The sequence below is a fragment of the Micromonospora sp. L32 genome (assembly GCF_052068055.1).
In the GTDB taxonomy this organism is placed as follows: Bacteria; Actinomycetota; Actinomycetes; order Mycobacteriales; family Micromonosporaceae; genus Micromonospora; species Micromonospora purpureochromogenes.
On sequence record NZ_JBQHDD010000002.1, the window covers coordinates 803,930 to 821,400 of the forward strand.

Consider the following 17,471-nt stretch of genomic DNA (forward strand, 5'->3'; position numbering starts at 1 on the left):
GCAGGGGAGGATGCCAGGGCTTACTACGCAGCGGGGTCACGTACTTACCGGAGAGGTAAGGATGAACGTCGAGATGTGGGTCAGGGCGTTGAAGGCCGCCCGAGCGGGTGCCGAGGTGTCCCAGGAGGGGCTGGCCGCCACGATCAAGTGGAGTCCGTCGACTGTGGCGGCGATCGAGACCGGCCGCCGCCGGCCGACCATGGAGTTCGCCGTCGCCGCCGACCAGGCCCTCGGCACCGGCGGCCTCCTCGCCGAACTACTCAAGGTGGCCGACCAGGAGCGGGGGCCGTCCTGGTTCGCGCCCTGGCGAGGCTACGAACAGCAGGCCACTCGACTGCGTGCTTTCGAAGCCTGCCTGGTGCCCGGCCTGCTCCAAACCGAGAAGTATGCGCACGCGGTCATCTCGGCCGGTGGGCTGCACGCGCCAGCGATGGTGGACGAGTTGGTGGCGGTGCGAATGGAGCGGCAGCAACTGCTGCACCGCGACGAGCCACCGCACTGCGTCTTTCTGCTCGATGAGTCGGCGCTGCACCGTCCGGTTGGTGGGCCTGCCGTGCTCGATGAGCAACTCGGTCGACTCCTGGGTGTGGCCGACCTGCCGTTCCTCCGGCTGCACGTTATTCCGCTGAGCGTCGGGGAGCACGTCGGGCTCGGCGGTGGGTTCGTGCTTGCTGAGCTGCCGGACGGCGACAGGGCCCTCTACCTGGAGAATGCCGCTCGGGGACACGTCATGGACGACCCTGAAATGATCGGCTTGATCGATCGCAAGTGGGATAGCCTGCTCGGCGAAGCACTGTCCACAGGCGCCTCGCTGGATTTGATCCGGAAGCTGAAGGTGACGCCATGACGATGATCAAGCCGCACTGGCGCACCTCCAGCCGATCGACGGACTCTGGCGGTAACTGCGTCGAGGTGGCGGACAACCTGCCTGGCGTGGTGCTGGTGAGGGACAGCAAGGACCGCTCCGGCCCGACCCTCACCTTCGCTCCCGACGCCTGGCGGTCATTCGTCGCGCAGACGCCTTCCGCTCCGCCGACCGATCGAGGTCCGGCCCTGCCCGCATGATCCGCCGGGCCCGACCTCTGCCGGGCCCGACCTCTGCCCGGCCCGGACGAGGCAGGGCGCTCTGCAGGCCCTTTCGAACTGATGTTGTGAACGAATCAAACCCGTCGGGCCCGGAGCCTGAGTCGTTGACGACATCAGCTCGAAAGGACCTCCGACCACCGTCCGCCGTCGGGCTCGCGCGAACCGCGCGGCCGACCCGGGACCGGTGATCACCGACACGGTGGCGCGGTCGCGCGGGGCCAGCGAGTCGCTGGCCGGCGCCGTGGTCGGTGCGTACTCGTCCGCAGGGCCGCGATCTTGTCGGAATCGGGGCCCTCGCCCGGACGGCCTATCGTGCCGGGCATGGCCTTCGTGACGCCGCCGCAGCTCGCCCAGTCCCGGTCCGTCGGTGCCGACTCGATCCTGCGCGGCGAGGTCGACCTCCGCGCCTACCCGTTCCGGCACCTGGCCGTCTCGGCCCGGCCCGGGTTCATGGGCAACAGCGTCACCCAGCTCATGGAGGCCGTCGAGCACCTGTCGAACTACGGCTGGGAACTGGTCAACGTCGCCTCGGTCACCGGCAGCCACTTCCTCTTCGCCTTCATGCGCCGGGTCTGACCCGCGCTCGATCCACCCGGTTTGCGGCGTGTCGGGCTGTCCGGCCCGTCGGACACGCCGACACGCCGCAAACGGGAGTGGCGCGCCCGGGGCGGGGGCGCTCAGGTCGTACCCCCGTCGGCCGGATCGTCGGCGGTGAGCGAGCGGCGGGCGGCGGCCAGTACCTCCGGGTCCGCGCAGCCGGCGGCGTAGCCGGCGATCCGGCGGCGGATGTCCCGGGTGAGCAGCCAGACGCCGACGCGGTCGGCGACCGGCCGCAGGAACGCCGGGCGGCACCGGAAGCTGTACCGCCAGGTAGCGACGGTGTGGCCGGGCTCCGCAGCGGGTGCGAACCGCCAGCCGCCGGCGAACATCTCGAAGAACCACGGGCCGCGCACCATCTTCATGCCGACGTTCGTCGGCGGCGCGAACGAGACGTACTCGCTGACCATGACCAGGCCGTGGCGGGAGCGGGTGAAGGTCCGCACCCCCTTGCCGGGGCGGGTCGCCCCGTCGGTGAAGTGCTGCTCCCGGACGAACGGGTCCCACCGGTAGCGCACCGGCGCGGTGGTCTGCGACACCGCGAAGGCCAGCTCGGGCGGGACCGGGACGGTCGCCACCGCCTCGACGACCGGCATCAGCGGCGCGGGGTGACGGTGGCCAGCAGCTCCGGCATCCGCCGGTCCAGCACGTCCCCGGCCAGGTACGAGCCGAGCAGTGCCGCCCCCAGCCCGTACGCCGCGCCGAGGGGCAGGGCCAGCCAGAGCCAGGCGTCCCCGAGCAGCGCCGCGGCCACCACCATCGGTACCGCGGCGGCCGCCGAGGCGACCATGGACAGCAGGGTGAGGAAACTCTTCGCCACCCCCGCCCCGGTGTTCATCGCGAACGGGTTGCTCGTCTCCGGCAGCGAGTACGCCCCGAGCACCGACACGAACCCGTTGATCGCCAACCCGGCCCCGTACGCGGCGAGCAGCGCCCCGCCGGCCACCCCGATCCAGCCGGGTTCGCCCAGCACCAGCGCGATCACCACCGACACCACGCCCAGCATCGGCGCCACGTACACCGAGAAGGCCGTCATCCGGGCGCGCAGCTCCAGCCGACCGGGCACCCCGGCCACCACGTTCGCCGCGTACGCGCTGCCGTCGAAGCCGAACTGGTTGGCCAGGGTGACCGAGGCGAGCACCCCGACGAAGAGCATCGACAGGCTGAGCAGGACCGGCGACGAGTTGCCGGCGGTGAGGTCCGGGCCGTCCTCGGCGGCGAACTGCGGGCCGCCGAGGTTCACCATCACCGGCACGAAGACCCCGACCACCGCGACGGTGATCAGGTTGGCCCGGCGCCGGGCGTCCCGCCACCAGTAGCGCGCCTCCCGGGCGACCAGCGCGCCGAACCGGTCCCGGCGCGTCCAGGCCAGCGCCCGGGGGAAGAGTTGCGCGACGGCCCCGCCCGCCGGCCCGCGCCGGCCCTTGGCGGGAGCGGCGCTGGCCGCGCCGACCATCGCCGACTCCAGCGACCGCGACCACCACAGCAGCAGCAGGCCGATGGTCACCGCCGTGATCAGCAACTTCACCGGTACGGCCCAGGCCCGCCCCTCGGCCACATCCACGCCGACCGTCCAGGGCGCGCCGAACGGGGTCCAGCCCACCACCTCGGCCACCCCGGCCAGCCGGTCCCAGTCGGCCTCCCGCACCGCCGCCAGCACCGCGATCTGCAACGGCCCGAGCAGGGCGGCGACCACCGCGAGCAGCACGGCGGCCAGGTCGCGTACCCGGCGGGACCGCAGCATGGTGGCGAACGCGCTGGTCAGCGCGCGGCTGGCGGCGACGCAGAGCAGCAGCCCCGCGACCACCCCGACGGCCGCGACCAGCCCGGCCGCCCAGCCGCCCAGCGCGGCGGCGGTGACCACCAGCCCGGAGACGGCGAGCAGCACCGCGAGCACCGGGACGCTGACCAGCGCCGCCGCGAACAGCCCGGCGACCAGGGTGCGGCGGGGCAGCGGCAGCAGCGCGAACCGGGCCGGGTCCAGGGTCTCGTCCACGCCGAAGAAGACCAGCGGCAGCAGCAGCCAGCCGAGCACCAGCAGCCCACCGCCGAACGCGGCGGTCATCAGCGCGTACCGCGGCTCGCCGGCGAAGCCCGGCGCGGCCAGCGCCAGGAAACCGCCGGCGGCGAACCAGAGGCCGACCAGGACGCCGATCACGAACATCGCGATCCGCCAGCCCTGGCCCCGGAAGTTGTTGCCCATCACCCGCAGCTTGAGCCGGACGAAGTGCCGGGCGGAGACTCGCCGGACCGGTTCGGCCGGGACGGTCACCGCGACAGCCACGACAGTTCCTCACCGGTCGCGGTGCGGCCACCGACCACCTCGACGAAGACCTCCTCCAGGGACCGGTCCCCGCGCACCTCGTCCAGGGTGCCGACCCGCTTGATGGTGCCCTCGGCGAGGATCGCCACGTGCGAGCAGAGCCGCTCGACGACCTCCATGACGTGGCTGGAGAAGACCACCGTGCCGCCGCCGGAGACGTACCGCTGGAGGATGTCGCGGATCAGCGCGGCGGAGACCGGGTCGACCGCCTCGAACGGCTCGTCCAGCACCAGGACCCGGGGGCCGTGCAGCAGCGCGCAGGCCAGGCCGATCTTCTTCTTCATGCCGGCCGAGTAGTCGACCACCAGGGTCCGGCCGGCGTCGGTGAGCGCCAGCACGTCCAGCAGCTCGGCGGCCCGCTGGTCGACCACCGCCGGGTCCATCCCGCGCAGCAGACCGTGGTACGCCAGCAGCTCCGCCCCGGTGAGCCGGTCGAAGAGCCGTACGCCGTCCGGCATGACGCCGAGCAGCCGCTTCCCGCCTACCGGGTCGGCCCACACGTCGTGCCCGAGCACCCAGGCCCGGCCGTGGTCGGGGCGCAGCAGACCGACCGCCATCGACAGCGTGGTGGTCTTGCCGGCGCCGTTCGGGCCGAGCAGACCGTAGAAGGAGCCGGCCGGGACGGCCAGGTCGACGCCCGCCACCGCGACCTTGCCGTCGAACTGCTTCGCCAGGCCGCGCAGCGCGAGCGCGGGGTGCCCACCAGTCATGCGTCCGACCGTATCCGGGCCGGACCAGCCGAAGCTCCGGCCGCAGGATGATCGCGCGTCCTCCCCGGGACGTACCCGTCCCTAGCCCACACCACCGCCACGGCCGGGGGTCACAGCCGTAGCGCCTCGGGGGCGTGCAGCCGGAGCATGGTGGCCCCGACGTCGGCCGGGGCCCGCCGGCGGGTCGCCATCGAGACGGCGACCATCACGGTGAAGGCGAGCGGCACCGTCCAGGCGGCCGGCTGCGCGATGAGCGTGGCCGGCCAGCCGGACAGCGGTGGCCCGAGCACGGTGACCAGGACCGCCGCCACGGCCGCCCCGCCACCGACCAGCACCCCGGCCGCCGCCCCCAGATCGGTCAGCCCGCGCCACCAGATGCCGAGCACCAGCAGCGGACAGAAGCTGGAGGCGGCGACCGCGAAGGCCAGCCCGACCACCTGGGAGACGTCCAGCCCGGAGACGTTGAGCGCGAGCACCGCCGGCACCCCGCCGGCGATCACCGTGGCCAGCCGGAAGCCGCGTACCGAGCCGCGCCCGAGCACGTCGGTGGAGATCACTCCGGCGACGCTGGTGAGCAGCCCCGACGAGGTGGAGAGAAAGGCCGCGAACGCGCCCGCCGCGACCAGCGCGGCGAGCAGCCGGCCGGTGGTCCCGTCGCCGAGCGCGGCCCCGGGCAGCAGCACCACCACCGCGTCGGTCTGCCCGGTGACCAGCAGTTGTGGCGTGTATATCCGGCCGAGCACGCCGTAGATGGTGGGCAGCAGGTAGAAGACGCCGACCAGGGCGAGCACGACCAGCGTGGTGCGCCGGGCGGCCGCGCCGTCGGGGTTGGTGTAGAAGCGGACCAGCACGTGCGGCAACCCCATGGTGCCCAGGAACGTGGCCAGGATCAGCGAGTACGTGGCGAAGAGGCCCCGGTCGTCATCCCCGGCGGTGTCCGGCAGCAGCCAGTCGGCCGCGTCGGTGGCCACTCCGGACACCTCGGGCACCGGGTCGCCGGCGGCGAAGTCGAGGCGGTCGCCGGGGCGTACCTGGAGGGTCGTGCCGTCGGCGAAGGTGAGCGCCGCGCGGTGCTCGACCACGACGGTGGTCGCGGTCCGGAACGCCGGCCCGTCGGGCGGGGTCACCGCGGGCCGGGCGTCGGCCTGCCACTGCAACGCCAGGAAGATCGCCGGTACGGCCAGCGCGGTCAGCTTCAACCAGTACTGGAAGGCCTGGACGAAGGTGATCGCCCGCATCCCGCCGAACGCCACGTTCGTGGTCACCACGACGGCGACCAGCAGCGCACCCACCGGGTACGGCGAGCCGGCGACCGTGGCCAGGGTCAGCCCGGCGCCCTGCAACTGCGGCACCAGGTAGAGCCAGCCGATGAAGATCACGAACACGGTGGCCAGGGTGCGCAACCGGCGCGAGCCGAGCCGTAGTTCGCAGAAGTCGGGCAGCGTGAAGGCGCCGGAGCGACGCAGCGGCGCGGCCACGAAGAGCAGCAGGGCGAGGTAGCCGGCGGCGAAGCCGACCGGGTACCAGAGCACGTCGACGCCGTACTTGAGGATCAACCCGGCCACGCCGAGGAAGCTGGCGGCCGACAGGTATTCCCCGCCGATCGCGGCGGCGTTCCAGGTCGGACTCACCGCGCGAGACGCGACCAGGAAGTCGGAGGTGGTGCGGGCCAGCCGCAGCCCGTAGAAGCCGATGCCGAGGGTGACCAGGGTGACCGCCACGATGGCCGGGACGACGTAGCCGTTGCCCATCTCAGCGCTCCGGCCGCTGGACCAGGTCGGTGAAGTCCTGCTCGTTGCGTTCCGCCAGCCGCACGTACGCCCAGCCCACCGCGATCAGGAACGGGAACGAGGCGAGCCCGAGCAGCAGCCAGGGCAGGTTGACGCCGAAGACGGTGACCCGGCCGACGGCCGGCGCGATCGCGAACAGCCAGGGCAGGCCGCCGAGCCCGATCAGCACGACCAGGCTCATCCGCAGCGCGAGCGCCAGCTGCGCCCGGACCAGGCCGCGGACCAGCGCCTCGCCGACCCGGGTCTGCTGGGCGAGTTCGACGCGGGTGCGTTCGGCCCGGCTGTCCCGGCGGGACACCTCTGCCAGCACGATGCGCGCCCGCCCGGGTGGCTGTGGCGCCCGGGGGGCCGGTACCGGATCGTCGGCAGCGGTCACCTGGGCAGTCTCGCCTGCTCAGCGCGGATGTCAAGGGTGTCCACCAGGGTTGTGGACAACCTGTGGAGAACGCTTCACCCCTGTGGACAACTCACGAGTTGAACATTAATACGGCATTAAGTTCCCGCGCGTTCACCCCTTGTGTTGTGGCGAGGTATGTCCTTGCCGGTATTGATCGCGCCCCCTACGCTGGGGCAGCAATTCCCTGTTTCCTCTTCATCCACGGGGTTTCTATGCGCAAATTCCGCACTCTGCTCGGCGCGACTCTCGCCGGGGCATGTGCACTGGCCGTGGTGCCGGGTACGGCATCCGCGGCTCCCGCCGCCGCGCCACAGCAGGCGACGGCGGATCTCGCCGACACGACCGGGGCCTACTACGAGGTCTCCCCGGCCCGCCTGATGGACACCCGCGCGGGCCTCGGCGCGCCGAAGGCGAAGATCGGCCCGCTGGCCAAGGTCGACCTCCAGGTCGCCGGCCGCGGTGGCGTACCGGCCGCCGGTGTTGGCGCCGTCGTGTTGAACGTGACCATCACCGGCCCGACGATGGACAGCTTCGTCACCGCCTACCCGGCGGGCGAGACCCGGCCCGACGCCTCGTCGGTCAACTTCGCCAAGGGCTGGCTGGGCTCCAACAACGTCACCGTGAAGCTCGGTACGGGCGGCAAGGTCTCCGTCTACAACCGCAACGGCTACACGGACGTGGTGGTCGACGTGGTCGGCTACTACGCCAAGGACAACTCGATGACCAACCGCAACGGTGGTCAGTACGAGTGGTACGAGCCCGAACGCGCCTTCGACACCCGCACCGACCCGGAGGGCAAGCCGCCGGCCGGCACCACCCTCGAGTACGCGCTGGACTTCGGGCCGGAGCGCAACCCGCACATGCGGACCCTGGTCACCAACCTCACCGCGGTGGCGCCGGCGAGTGCCGGCTTCCTCACCGCGTGGTCGGGTGCCACCGCCAAGCCGACCGCGTCCACGGTGAACTACGGTGCCGGCCGCAACGTGCCGAACACCGCGTTCATCCAGACCACCCCGTGCACCGGTGCCGAGCCGTTCCAGTGGTGCACCGTGGGCTCGCGGAAGTTCAAGATCTTCACCTCGGCCTCCGCGCACGTCCTGGTCGACGTGGTCGGCGCGGTCGACGACGGCTTCGCGCCGTATGGCATGCGTTTCGCGCCGAAGAGCCCGACCCGGATCGTGGACACCCGCACCAACCTGGGCATCGTCGGTGCCATCCCCGCCGGGGGGACCCGTCGCGCCGTGGTGCCGGGCTACACCCCGGAGACCGGCGTGGCGGTCATGAACGTGACCGCGGTGAAGCCGACCAACAACACGGTCATCACCGTGTGGCCGGCCGACATCCCGGAAATCCCGAAGCCGAGCACCAGCAACCTGAACCCGTACGCCAACCAGGTTGTCTCCAACGCGGTGCTGAGCATCGTCGAGCCGAACGGGGCGTACAAGGTGCACAACCTGAGCGGCAGCACCCACCTGGTGGCCGACATGGTGGGCACGTTCTACTACCCGGCCGCTCCGGCGGCCACGCTCTCCGGTGACGCCGGCAAGAGCAAGCCTCAGTTCGTGGGCGCCTCCCACCGCTGAGCACCCGCACCACCGAAGGGCGCCCCGGCCGACGGCCGGGGCGCCCTTCCCCGCTTCCGGCGGGTTCGGGCGCCGGCCCGTCCAGCCCGCGGTGGCGCCGACGAGGAACACCGTCATCACCGTCTGGCCGGCCGACACCGACCTGGCCAAGCCGGGCGTGAGCAACCTCAACCCGGCCGCCGGGCAGGTCGTCTCCAACGCGGTGCTGGGCGGGATCGGTCCGCAGGACGCCTTCAACGTCCACAACCTCACCGGCAGCGTCAACCTGGTCGCCGACGTGGTCGGACGGTTCTACCTCTACTCGGGCACCGCGGGCACGACCAGCGTGGCCGGCCGGCAGCCGCTCACCGTACGCGGCACCGGCGTACCGGGCTGACGTTCGTCGGGTGAAGGGCGTCCCGGCGGTGGCCGGGGCGCCCTTCCGCGTGTCCGCCGAACAGCCGGTTCCGGCCGGATGTGGCCCACCACCTTGCCATCCGCCGAGCACGACTTCTAACCTGGGCCGATCTTTCCCCCTCTCGTACATCTCGGGGTCTCCATGCGTATGTTCCGCGCCCTGCTCGGCGTCGTCGTCGCCGTGGCAGGTGTGGTGTCGGGGGTGCCGGAAGCGGCGAACGCCGCTCCGACGGCGCCCTTCACGGTCTTCACCGCCGATGTCGGCGACACGGGCGGCTTCCCCATCCGCGACTCCGGCGTCTGGGACGCCGGCAACTCGCAGATGTCCATGAACGCGTACGCGGGCGACGGGTTCTCGGTCTACGCCACCTGGGCCGGGGGGTTGGAGTACGTCGACGCGAGCATGCGTCCGCCGAGCGGCCAGTCCTGGAGGGCGGGACAGACGTACCCGACCCTTCCCTTGTCTGACGCCGAGAACGGCATGTTGAACATCTCGTCCAGCGGGCGAGGGTGCAGCGACAGTTACGGCTCGATCACCGTCAGGCAAGTGGGCCGCGACCCGGCCACCCAGGCAGTGATCTCCTTCGCGGCGTCCTACGAGTTCCACTGTGAACGCAAGCCCGAGGCGCTCCGGGGCGAGATCCGATGGAACTCGAATCTGGACTATCTGGCCGCCGTGCCGAACGTGAGCTTCCTCGAGTTCGGCACCACCGTCGAGGTCGGGGCCACTCCGGTCACCCGTACGGTCAGCTTCACCTCCAAGGGCAGCGCGTCCGAGGTCTTCGGCCAGGCGAGCCTGGGCGGCGCCGATCCGGCACAGTTCGCGATCACCGGCGACACCTGCTCCGGCCGGACCATCGCGCCGGGCGGCACCTGCACGATGACCGTGGCGACCCGCGCGAGCCGCAGCGGTGAGATCTATGGCAACCTCGTGCTGCCGGACAACAGCAGCTACGGCCAGCGCCTCCTGCCGCTGCGCTACTGGGCCTTCGAGGGCGTGACGGGCATGTACTACCCGTTGGCCCCGCAGCGGCTGATGGACACCCGGTCCGGGCTGGGCGCACCGAAGGCGAAGATCGGCGCCGGCCAGACCGTCGAACTGGATGTCGCCGGTCGAGGTGGGGTGCCCGCCGACGGAGTCGGCTCGGTGGTGCTCAACGTGACGGTGACCGGCCCGACGGCGAGCAGTTTCCTCGCCGTCTACCCCGCCGGGGAGAGCCGACCGAACGCCTCATCGATCAACTTCCCGGCCGGCTGGCTGGGCTCCAACAACGTCACCGTGAAGGTCGGCGCGGCCGGTCGGGTCGCCGTCTACAACCGCAGCGGCTCGACCGATGTGGTCGTCGACGTGATGGGCTTCTACGCCGGCGCCCAGTCGGTGCGAAACCAGGCCGGGGTGGGTGGCCAGTACGGCTCGGTCAACCCGACCCGGCTCTACGACTCGCGCACCGACGGCGGCGCCATCCCGGCCGGGAGTGCGACCGAGATCTGGGCCGACTTCGGCCCGGACCTGAACGGGCACGTCCGGGGCCTGGTCCTGAACGTCACCGCGGTCGCTCCGGCGAGGTCGGGATTCCTGAGCGTCTGGTCGGGTGACGGCCCGGTGCCGACCTCCTCGACGGTCAACTACGGTGCCGGCAAGATCGTGCCGAACCTGACCATCGTCAAGACGAGGCTCTGCACCGACTGTGGCACGCCGACCGCCGTGCCGTCCTTCGCGGTCTTCACGTCGCAGTCCTCGAACGTGGTGGTCGACCTGGTCGGTGTGATGGACGACGGCAAGGTGCCGGACGGGCTGCGCTTCCGGTCGCTGAGCCCGACCCGCATCCTGGACAGCCGTACCGGGCTCGGCACCGCCGGTGCGCTGGGCGCGAACGTGACCCGGAAGATCACCGCGCCGTCCAGGGTGGTCGCCGCGGACACCGAGGCGTTGGTGACCAACGTGACCGCCGTGTCCCCGACCAACAACACCGTGATCACCGTGTGGCCGGCCGACCTGGGCCTGCCCAAGCCGACGGCGAGCAACCTCAACCCGGCCGCCGGGCAGATCGTGTCCAACGCCGTGTTCACCGGGATCGGTCCGCAGGACGCGTTCAACGCGCACAACCTCTCGGGCAGCACGCACCTGGTCGCCGACCTGGTGGGCACCTTCTGGCTCTACCCGGGCACGGCGAGCGACCCGGCGGCGGCCAAGGTCGCCGCAACCCCGCGTTTCGCGCTCCTGGAATCGGGGAGCCGCGCCGGCACGACCGGCTGACTCCCGCCACCCTTCGACAGGGCGTCCCGGCTCGGCCGGGGCGCCCTGTCGGCGTGTCGGGAACCTCCGCCCCGCCCGGGAGTGGGACAGGTGGAGCAGGGCCGGTCCCGGTTATGCCTGGCTCTACGGTCGGGACGACATGTCCGCGCTCGGCGCGGACCACGTGCTTCGCACCGCCGATGGCGCGACCTGGACCCGTTTCCCGCTCCCCATGTGACCGGGCCGGGAAAGGCCCCGCAGGGCGGCGCCGGCAGGCATTCCCTGCCGGCGCCGCGCAGTCACTCCAGGCCGACCCGTTCGGGCCGGGCGGTGGCGGAGCCGAGCCAGGTGTGCGGGTTGCCGTACCAGCACCAGCCCAGCTTCGGCGCGCCCTGGCTGATCCAGAGCGCCGGCACCCGCTTGTCCCCACAGCGCGACCCGACCAGCGAGAAGCACCGGTTGCTGGCCAGCGCGGCGGGGAAGTGGGTGATGAAGGCGATCCCCTCGTCGATGGTGAGCGGCAGCCGGTCCTGAGCGGTCATGCCCTCCATCGCGGCGGCCGGGGCCAGGTTGCGGAACTCCTCGCCCCGATCGACGTCGAAGAGCAGGTACGCCGGCCCGGCCGGTGCCTCCAACTCCTTGATCGGGTCGAACCTGGGCAGGTCGTCGAGGGGGAAGTTCCGGTCGAGGAAGCCGGGCTTGCGCTTACCGGCCAGCGTGGTGAGCGCCAGCCGGTCGGGCACCGGGACCAGGTCGCGGGTGGTCACCAGCAGGAACGGCACCCGAGCCTCGGTCGGGGCGGGCAGCCCGGCCGCGCCGCTGACCGCGGCGTCCCGCAGCGGGGTGACCAGGTCGCGGAACGCGGTTTCGGTGAGCCCGGCGAGCTCCGGGTAGCCCAGGCGGATCAGCCCGTCGAGCTGGCGGTCGAACTCGGTGGCGGGGTCGAACATTGGCACGGTTGGCCTCCCGTTGTCGTAGGGCCTACCGTACAGTGTACGGCCTCCCGGGATTATTCCCGCTCAGCGATTCCAATCCTGCTTGGCCGCCCGCACCAGCTTGTCCTTCAGCTCCCGGGTGTGCCGCCGGCTCACCGGCAGCTCCGTCCCGTCGATCACCACCACGTAGCCCGAGTTGACCAGGCGCAGCTCGGCGATCAGCTTCAGCTGCACCAGGTGCGACCGGTGGATCCGGACGAACCCGGCGTCCGCCCAGCGCTCGGCGAGCGTCGCCAGCGACACCCGGACCAGGTGCGAGCCGTCGGCGGTGTGCAGCCGGGCGTAGTCGCCCTGCGCCTCCACCCAGCGCACCGCCGACCGGGGCAGCATCCGCGTCGTCCCGGCCAGCTCGATCGGAATGGTCGGGTCCTCCTCGGCCCGGGCCAGGGCCGCCGGGTGCGACGGCACCACCCGGGAGCCGATCACCCGGCGCAGCGACTCGGCCAGCCGGTCGGCGCGTACCGGCTTGCGGACGTAGTCGGTGGCCCCGAGGTCGAAGGCGTCCACCGCGCCGTCGTCGTACGCGGTGACGAAGACGATCGCCGGCGGCCGGGCGAACCGGCGCAGCACCCGGGCCAGTTCCATCCCGTCCAGGCCGGGCATCCGGATGTCCAGGAAGACCACGTCCACGTCGGCGTCGCGGAGCACCCGCAGCGCCTCGGTCGCGTCGCCCGCCGTGTGCAGCCGGGCCACCCGGGGATCGGCCCGCAGGTGGTACGCCAGCTCGTCCAGCGCCGGCGGCTCGTCGTCGACCGCCAGCACCCGCAGGAACCCCGCCGTCGGGTTCACGGTCACGATCCCGCCCGTACGCCGGGATGGAACTTCGGCACCCGCAGGCTCACCTTCGTACCCGAGCCGGGACCGGTCTCGACGACCAGACCGAACCGGTCCCCGAAGACCGACCGGAGCCGCTCGTCGACGTTGGAGAGGCCGACGTGCTGGCCGGTGTCGTCGGTCGGATCGCTGCCGGCGCGGGCCAGCTCCGCGATCCCCGCGGTCAGCGTGGCCGGATCCATGCCCACTCCGTCGTCCTCCACCGTGATGTGACACTCGGCGCCCGCGTCCCGGGCCTCGATGCTCACCATGCCGGTGCCGGGCTTGCGGGACAACCCGTGCCGCACGGCGTTCTCCACCAGCGGCTGGAGGCAGAGGAACGGCAGCGTCACCGGCAGCACCTCCGGGGCGATCTGCAACCGCACCTGCAACCGGTCGCCGAACCGGGCCCGCTCGATGGTCAGGTAGCGGTCGATCGAGCGCAGCTCCTCGGCCAGCGTGGTGAACTCGCCGTGCGCCCGGAACGAGTACCGGGTGAACTCGGCGAACTCCAGGATCAGCTCCCGGGCCCGCTCCGGGTCGGTGCGGACGAACGAGCCGATCGCGGTCAGCGCGTTGTAGATGAAGTGCGGGCTGATCTGGGCGCGCAGCGCCCGGATCTCCGCCCGGGCCAGCCGCTCCCGGGACGAGTCCAGCTCGGCCAGGGCGAGCTGGTTGCCGGCCCAGTGCGCGGTCTCCAGGGTGGCCTGCACCAGCCCGGGCGCGGGTGGGGCGTCGGCGATCGCCACCAGCGCCCCGACCACCCGGCCCTGCGCGCTCAGCGGCGCCAGCACCGCCCCGCGTACCGGGCAGTCGACCCGGTCGCAGTGCAGCTCCGACTCGCCGAGCACCGTCGACCGGCCCGCCTCCACCGTCCGCCGGGCCGCCGCGAGCAGTTGGTCGCCGTGGTGGCCGCCGCGCCCGTCGAGGGCGAGCAGTGCGTCGGAGTCGGTGAGCGCCAGCCCGACCGCCCCCACCAGGGTCCGCAGGTGACGTACGGCCTTCGCCGCGCCGGCCGGGGTCAGGCCGGTACGCAGCGGTTCCGCGGCCAGGCCGGCGGTGTGCAGCACCTCGTAGGTGGCCCGCTGGGTGGCGGTGGCGATGCCCCGCCGGCCGCGCAGCCGCAGCACCGCCCAGAGCGCGGCGGCCAGCGCCGTGACCAGCGAGACGACGCCGACGACGGCGGAGAGGTTGCCATCCACGCAGCGATCCTTGCCGCTGCCGGCCGCCACGCCAAGCCCTGGCCGGGCGTCTGCGGCGGCCGAGCCGCTAGTGCGGTGTCCACAAACGTTGGCCGGGTGGTGTGGGGTGCGAGAGTGTCGTAGGGGTGGTGTTGGCTTTGGTGTATGCCTCGTCGTCGTGATCCGTGCGGTCCGCGGGTGGTGTATCGCACTGCTCGAGTGGGGTTGCGGGTGACGGTGGGGCAGCGGCGGCGGTGTTTCGGGTTGCTGCGTTCGGCCGGTGACGTGTGGGCGTGCCTGTTGGAAATCAACGGGTGGCGGCGTCGCCGCGGGGACGCCCCGCTGGTGGGCTATCAGGAGTTGTGCCGGGAGTTGGCGGCGTCGGGTCCGGGCACGTTCGCCGAGTTGGACAGCACGGGTGCGAGGTCGGTGCTGCGCCGGCTCTCCGACGCGTGGTTCGCAGCGGCGAAACGCCGCAACAGCGGTGACGTGTCGGCGCGGTTCCCGCGGCGGCGGCGTGGGCTGGTGCCGGTGCGCTGGTATCACGGCACCTTCACGGTGGACGAGCGCGGGGTGCGTATCCCGGTGGCGAAGGGCAGACCGTCGTTGTGGGTGCGGTTGGCCCGGGATCTGCCGTACCCGCCCGAGCAGGTCCGGTCGGTCACGCTGCTGTGTGAGGGTGGCCGGTTGTTCCTGGACGTTACCGCCGAGGTGCCGGTCGCCACCTACCCGCCGGGTGAGGGGCCGGACCCGGGTCGGGTGGCGGGGGTAGACCTCGGTGTGATTCACCCGTATGCGGTGGCCGGCCCGGACGGGGAGGGGCTGTTGGTGTCGGGGCGGGCGATTCGCGCCGAGCATCGCATGCACCTGGCCGACAGCAAAGCCCGCGGCCGCGCGGTCGCCCGCCGCGCCCCGAAGCCGGGTCAGCGGGGGTCGCGGCGGTGGCGCAAGTATCGCCGCCGGACCCGTCTGGTGCAGGGCCGGCACCGGCGTCGGGTCCGTCAGGCCCAGCACGAAGCCGCCGCCACGGTCGTGTCCTGGGCGGTCCGCCAGCGGGTGGGCGTGCTGCACGTCGGGGACCCCCGCGGCGTGCTCGAGGTACCGGCGGGGCGGCGGCACAACCTGCGGCTGCGGCAATGGCAGGTCGGCCGGCTCATGCAGGTCCTGACCGACAAGGCCACCCTGGCCGGTATCACCGTCCACCTCGTGGATCAACGTGGCACTTCCTCCACCTGCCCCGCCTGCCGGCGGCGGATACCCAAACCGCGTGGGCGGAGCCTGTCCTGCCCGCACTGCCAGCTCACCGGGCACCGCGACCTGGTCGCGGCCGCCATCATCGCCACCCGCATCCCGGGCGGCGGACCCACCACCCCCACAGCCGCAGTTGTGCTGCCCGGGGTGCTCACGCACCGTCGAGCCGGACGGCACTTGCCCGGTGCCGGCCGGTCCCGGCGTGACCCCCGCCGCCCAGCCCCGGTGGCGGGAGGATCAGTTGGCCCGCGGAGGCCCGCCCCACCATCCGGTGGGGAGTCGCTCGCCCGAAAGGCGAGGATCCACAACCCTCACCGGACACCGGGTGAACGTTCGTGGACACCGCACTAGTACGCGCCCTTGCGGGCCAGTACCACGCCCACTGTCCGCCACAGGATGCTCAGGTCGTACGCCAGCGACCAGTTGTCGACGTAGTAGAGGTCCAGTCGGACCGCCTCGTCCCAGGAGAGGTCGGAGCGGCCGGAGACCTGCCACAGCCCGGTCATGCCCGGCCGGACCAGCAGCCGGCGCCGCACGTCACCCAGGAAGTCGCCGTCGTCGGCGGGCAGCGGACGCGGCCCGACCAGCGACATCTCCCCCCACAGCACGTTGATCAACTGGGGCAGCTCGTCCAGCGAGGAGGCGCGCAGGAAGCGGCCCACCGCGAAGACCCGGGGGTCCTGCTTCATCTTGAACAGCATGCCGTCGGTCTCGTTCTGGTCGACCAGGCCGGCCAGCCGATCCTCGGCGTCGACGTACATGGTCCGGAACTTCCAGACCCGGAAGGTGCGGCCCTCGTGGCCGACCCGGGGCTGCCGGAAGAAGACCGGCCCGGGGTCGGAGATCCGGATCGCCAGGGCGATGGCCGCGAAGAGCGGGGCGAGCAGCAGCAGGCCCAGCCCGGCGGCGACCCGGTCCATCAGGCTCTTCATCAGCAGCGCCGGGCCCGACAGGGTCGGCTCCTCGACGTGCAGCAGCGGCAGGCCCTCGATCGGGCGGATGTGCACCCGGGGGCCGGCGATGTCGGTCAGCTGCGGGGCGACCACCAGGTCGACGCCGGAGCCCTCCAACTGCCAGGCCAGCCGGCGCAGCTCACCCGGCTCGGCGCTGGCCGAGCCGCAGACCGCGATCGTGTCGCCGCCGACCTCGCGGACCAGGGCGAGGACGTCCCGGCCGGCGTACACCGGCACCGGGGTCTCGATGCCCCGGGCGGCGGCGTACCCGTCGGTGATGTGGATGGCGACCGGCACCAGGCCGGCGCCCGGGTTGCGGGTGACCGCGGTGTAGACCTCCAGCGCCTCCGGGAGCGTGCCCACCAGCACCATCCGGTGCCCGGCGTGACCGGCCCGGCGACGGACCATGTGCAGCAGGAAGCGGGCGGTCAGCCGGCCCACCAGGACTAGCGTCAACGCCCCGAGCAGGGCGAAACCGACCGTGTAGCGGGAAAGGTCGGTCTTGGTGGCGAACGCGATGAAGGAGACCGTCGCGGCGACCGCCACCCCACCCCGGATGACCCGCTTGAACTCGTCGGGACCCAGGCCGAGATAGCGCCGGTCGTAGGCGCGGTTGCCCCAGAGGATGACCACCCAGCCGAGCGGCAGCAGCAGGAACGCCACCGTGTAGAACCAGGTGGGGTCCTCCTGGGCGTTGTAGAAACCCGCCCGCGCCTGGCCGAACGCCTCCTGGGCCATCCAGTCGGCCAGCATCACGGCGGCGAAGTCGAGCAGCAGCAGGGCGATGGTGTACGGGCGGTGCCAGCGCGACACCCGGCGACGGGCCCTCGCCCACCCCGACCGGGGGACGCCGTTGTGCGACGGCGGTGTCGGCGGCTGGATCTCGAAGCTGTCGACGTGCCGCACGAGTTTGCTCCGGCCTGTGTTGGTTACCGGGCGCTGGAGGCTTGTCGTCACCTCACCCATGTCCTCCCGCATGACACGCGCCGCTCACTCGCGGTGAGGGGCGCGGGTCGCCCACCGTTCCAGTCTCCCACGCTGCCAGTGGGCCGGACGCTGACCCGAAGGACATTGCGCCTGGCGTTGCCAGCAGGGATCCGGCCGGCTCCACGTCAGTTTTCGAAGCCGGGGACCGAGCCACTATACCGATGGATGGCGGC

Annotated in this window: 16 protein-coding genes; 7 read left to right on the plus strand and 9 right to left on the minus strand. The window is 72.3% G+C overall.

Annotation, left to right across the window (positions count from 1 at the left end; translation table 11 throughout):
• Positions 1-61 precede the first annotated feature (61 nt).
• The 3 genes from ACTMTB_RS08450 (at position 62) to ACTMTB_RS08460 (ending at position 1,662) form a co-directional block, all read left to right on the plus strand.
• A complete protein-coding gene (locus tag ACTMTB_RS08450; protein ID WP_441143827.1) occupies positions 62-847 on the plus strand; it encodes a helix-turn-helix domain-containing protein in 786 nt (261 codons plus the stop codon).
• On the plus strand, positions 844-1,065 hold the full coding sequence (locus tag ACTMTB_RS08455; protein WP_441143829.1) for a DUF397 domain-containing protein: 222 nt from the start codon (positions 844-846) through the stop codon (positions 1,063-1,065). The genes ACTMTB_RS08450 and ACTMTB_RS08455 overlap by 4 nt, the downstream gene beginning before the upstream one ends.
• 342 nt (positions 1,066-1,407) lie before the next feature.
• Positions 1,408-1,662, plus strand: a complete 255-nt coding sequence (locus ACTMTB_RS08460; protein WP_441143831.1) for a hypothetical protein — start codon at positions 1,408-1,410, stop codon at positions 1,660-1,662.
• A 101-nt stretch (positions 1,663-1,763) separates the two neighbouring features.
• Here ACTMTB_RS08460 and ACTMTB_RS08465 read toward each other — a convergent pair whose 3' ends face one another.
• The 5 genes from ACTMTB_RS08465 to ACTMTB_RS08485 all read right to left on the minus strand — a co-directional run bounded on the left by ACTMTB_RS08465 (position 1,764) and on the right by ACTMTB_RS08485 (position 6,882).
• On the minus strand, positions 1,764-2,279 hold the full coding sequence (locus ACTMTB_RS08465; protein ID WP_441143833.1) for an SRPBCC family protein: 516 nt from the start codon (positions 2,277-2,279) through the stop codon (positions 1,764-1,766).
• Entirely contained in the window at positions 2,279-3,967 is a 1,689-nt protein-coding gene (locus ACTMTB_RS08470) for an ABC transporter permease (protein WP_441143835.1), read from the minus strand. Before ACTMTB_RS08470 ends, ACTMTB_RS08465 begins: the two co-directional genes overlap by 1 nt.
• Positions 3,952-4,716, minus strand: a complete 765-nt coding sequence (locus ACTMTB_RS08475) for an ABC transporter ATP-binding protein (RefSeq protein WP_441143837.1) — start codon at positions 4,714-4,716, stop codon at positions 3,952-3,954. Before ACTMTB_RS08475 ends, ACTMTB_RS08470 begins: the two co-directional genes overlap by 16 nt.
• Before the next feature lie 110 nt (positions 4,717-4,826).
• A complete protein-coding gene (locus ACTMTB_RS08480) occupies positions 4,827-6,467 on the minus strand; it encodes a sodium/solute symporter (RefSeq protein ID WP_441143839.1) in 1,641 nt (546 codons plus the stop codon).
• Position 6,468: 1 nt separating this feature from the next.
• Positions 6,469-6,882, minus strand: coding sequence for a hypothetical protein (locus tag ACTMTB_RS08485; protein WP_088959760.1), 414 nt, complete (start codon positions 6,880-6,882; stop codon positions 6,469-6,471).
• Positions 6,883-7,115: 233 nt separating this feature from the next.
• On the opposite strand from ACTMTB_RS08485, the gene ACTMTB_RS08490 reads away from it, so the two are divergent.
• The 3 genes from ACTMTB_RS08490 (at position 7,116) to ACTMTB_RS08500 (ending at position 11,139) form a co-directional block, all read left to right on the plus strand.
• Entirely contained in the window at positions 7,116-8,486 is a 1,371-nt protein-coding gene (locus ACTMTB_RS08490; protein WP_441143841.1) for a hypothetical protein, read from the plus strand.
• 91 nt (positions 8,487-8,577) lie between these two features.
• Positions 8,578-8,862 (plus strand): hypothetical protein, encoded by a 285-nt coding sequence (locus tag ACTMTB_RS08495; protein ID WP_441143843.1) that lies wholly within the window; start codon positions 8,578-8,580, stop codon positions 8,860-8,862.
• A 162-nt stretch (positions 8,863-9,024) separates the two neighbouring features.
• Positions 9,025-11,139, plus strand: coding sequence for a choice-of-anchor D domain-containing protein (locus ACTMTB_RS08500; protein ID WP_441143845.1), 2,115 nt, complete (start codon positions 9,025-9,027; stop codon positions 11,137-11,139).
• 278 nt (positions 11,140-11,417) lie between these two features.
• Here the strand turns inward: ACTMTB_RS08500 and ACTMTB_RS08505 are convergent, their stop codons facing one another.
• The 3 genes from ACTMTB_RS08505 to ACTMTB_RS08515 all read right to left on the minus strand — a co-directional run bounded on the left by ACTMTB_RS08505 (position 11,418) and on the right by ACTMTB_RS08515 (position 14,128).
• Entirely contained in the window at positions 11,418-12,068 is a 651-nt protein-coding gene (locus ACTMTB_RS08505; RefSeq protein WP_441144035.1) for a DUF5701 family protein, read from the minus strand.
• 69 nt (positions 12,069-12,137) lie between these two features.
• Positions 12,138-12,908, minus strand: coding sequence for a LytR/AlgR family response regulator transcription factor (locus ACTMTB_RS08510; protein ID WP_441143847.1), 771 nt, complete (start codon positions 12,906-12,908; stop codon positions 12,138-12,140).
• Positions 12,905-14,128, minus strand: coding sequence for a sensor histidine kinase (locus ACTMTB_RS08515; RefSeq protein WP_441143849.1), 1,224 nt, complete (start codon positions 14,126-14,128; stop codon positions 12,905-12,907). Before ACTMTB_RS08515 ends, ACTMTB_RS08510 begins: the two co-directional genes overlap by 4 nt.
• Positions 14,129-14,272: 144 nt before the next feature.
• On the opposite strand from ACTMTB_RS08515, the gene ACTMTB_RS08520 reads away from it, so the two are divergent.
• The gene (locus ACTMTB_RS08520) at positions 14,273-15,709 is read left to right on the plus strand and encodes an RNA-guided endonuclease InsQ/TnpB family protein (protein WP_441143851.1); all 1,437 of its coding nucleotides are present in this window, start codon (positions 14,273-14,275) and stop codon (positions 15,707-15,709) included.
• Here ACTMTB_RS08520 and ACTMTB_RS08525 read toward each other — a convergent pair.
• On the minus strand, positions 15,706-17,277 hold the full coding sequence (locus ACTMTB_RS08525; RefSeq protein WP_441144037.1) for a sugar transferase: 1,572 nt from the start codon (positions 17,275-17,277) through the stop codon (positions 15,706-15,708). The two genes, ACTMTB_RS08520 and ACTMTB_RS08525, sit on opposite strands and share 4 nt — an antisense overlap.
• Positions 17,278-17,471: the final 194 nt, after the last annotated feature.

Bases quoted from the DNA above. Each gene is read 5' to 3' on its own strand.
- ACTMTB_RS08450 (WP_441143827.1), top strand. From the start codon at position 62: ATGAACGTCGAGATGTGGGTCAGGGCGTTGAAGGCCGCCCGAGCGGGT.
- ACTMTB_RS08455 (WP_441143829.1), top strand. From the start codon at position 844: ATGACGATGATCAAGCCGCACTGGCGCACCTCCAGCCGATCGACGGAC.
- ACTMTB_RS08460 (WP_441143831.1), top strand. From the start codon at position 1,408: ATGGCCTTCGTGACGCCGCCGCAGCTCGCCCAGTCCCGGTCCGTCGGT.
- ACTMTB_RS08465 (WP_441143833.1), bottom strand. From the start codon at position 2,279: ATGCCGGTCGTCGAGGCGGTGGCGACCGTCCCGGTCCCGCCCGAGCTG.
- ACTMTB_RS08475 (WP_441143837.1), bottom strand. From the start codon at position 4,716: ATGACTGGTGGGCACCCCGCGCTCGCGCTGCGCGGCCTGGCGAAGCAG.
- ACTMTB_RS08480 (WP_441143839.1), bottom strand. From the start codon at position 6,467: ATGGGCAACGGCTACGTCGTCCCGGCCATCGTGGCGGTCACCCTGGTC.
- ACTMTB_RS08490 (WP_441143841.1), top strand. From the start codon at position 7,116: ATGCGCAAATTCCGCACTCTGCTCGGCGCGACTCTCGCCGGGGCATGT.
- ACTMTB_RS08500 (WP_441143845.1), top strand. From the start codon at position 9,025: ATGCGTATGTTCCGCGCCCTGCTCGGCGTCGTCGTCGCCGTGGCAGGT.
- ACTMTB_RS08505 (WP_441144035.1), bottom strand. From the start codon at position 12,068: ATGTTCGACCCCGCCACCGAGTTCGACCGCCAGCTCGACGGGCTGATC.
- ACTMTB_RS08520 (WP_441143851.1), top strand. From the start codon at position 14,273: ATGCCTCGTCGTCGTGATCCGTGCGGTCCGCGGGTGGTGTATCGCACT.
- ACTMTB_RS08525 (WP_441144037.1), bottom strand. From the start codon at position 17,277: ATGGGTGAGGTGACGACAAGCCTCCAGCGCCCGGTAACCAACACAGGC.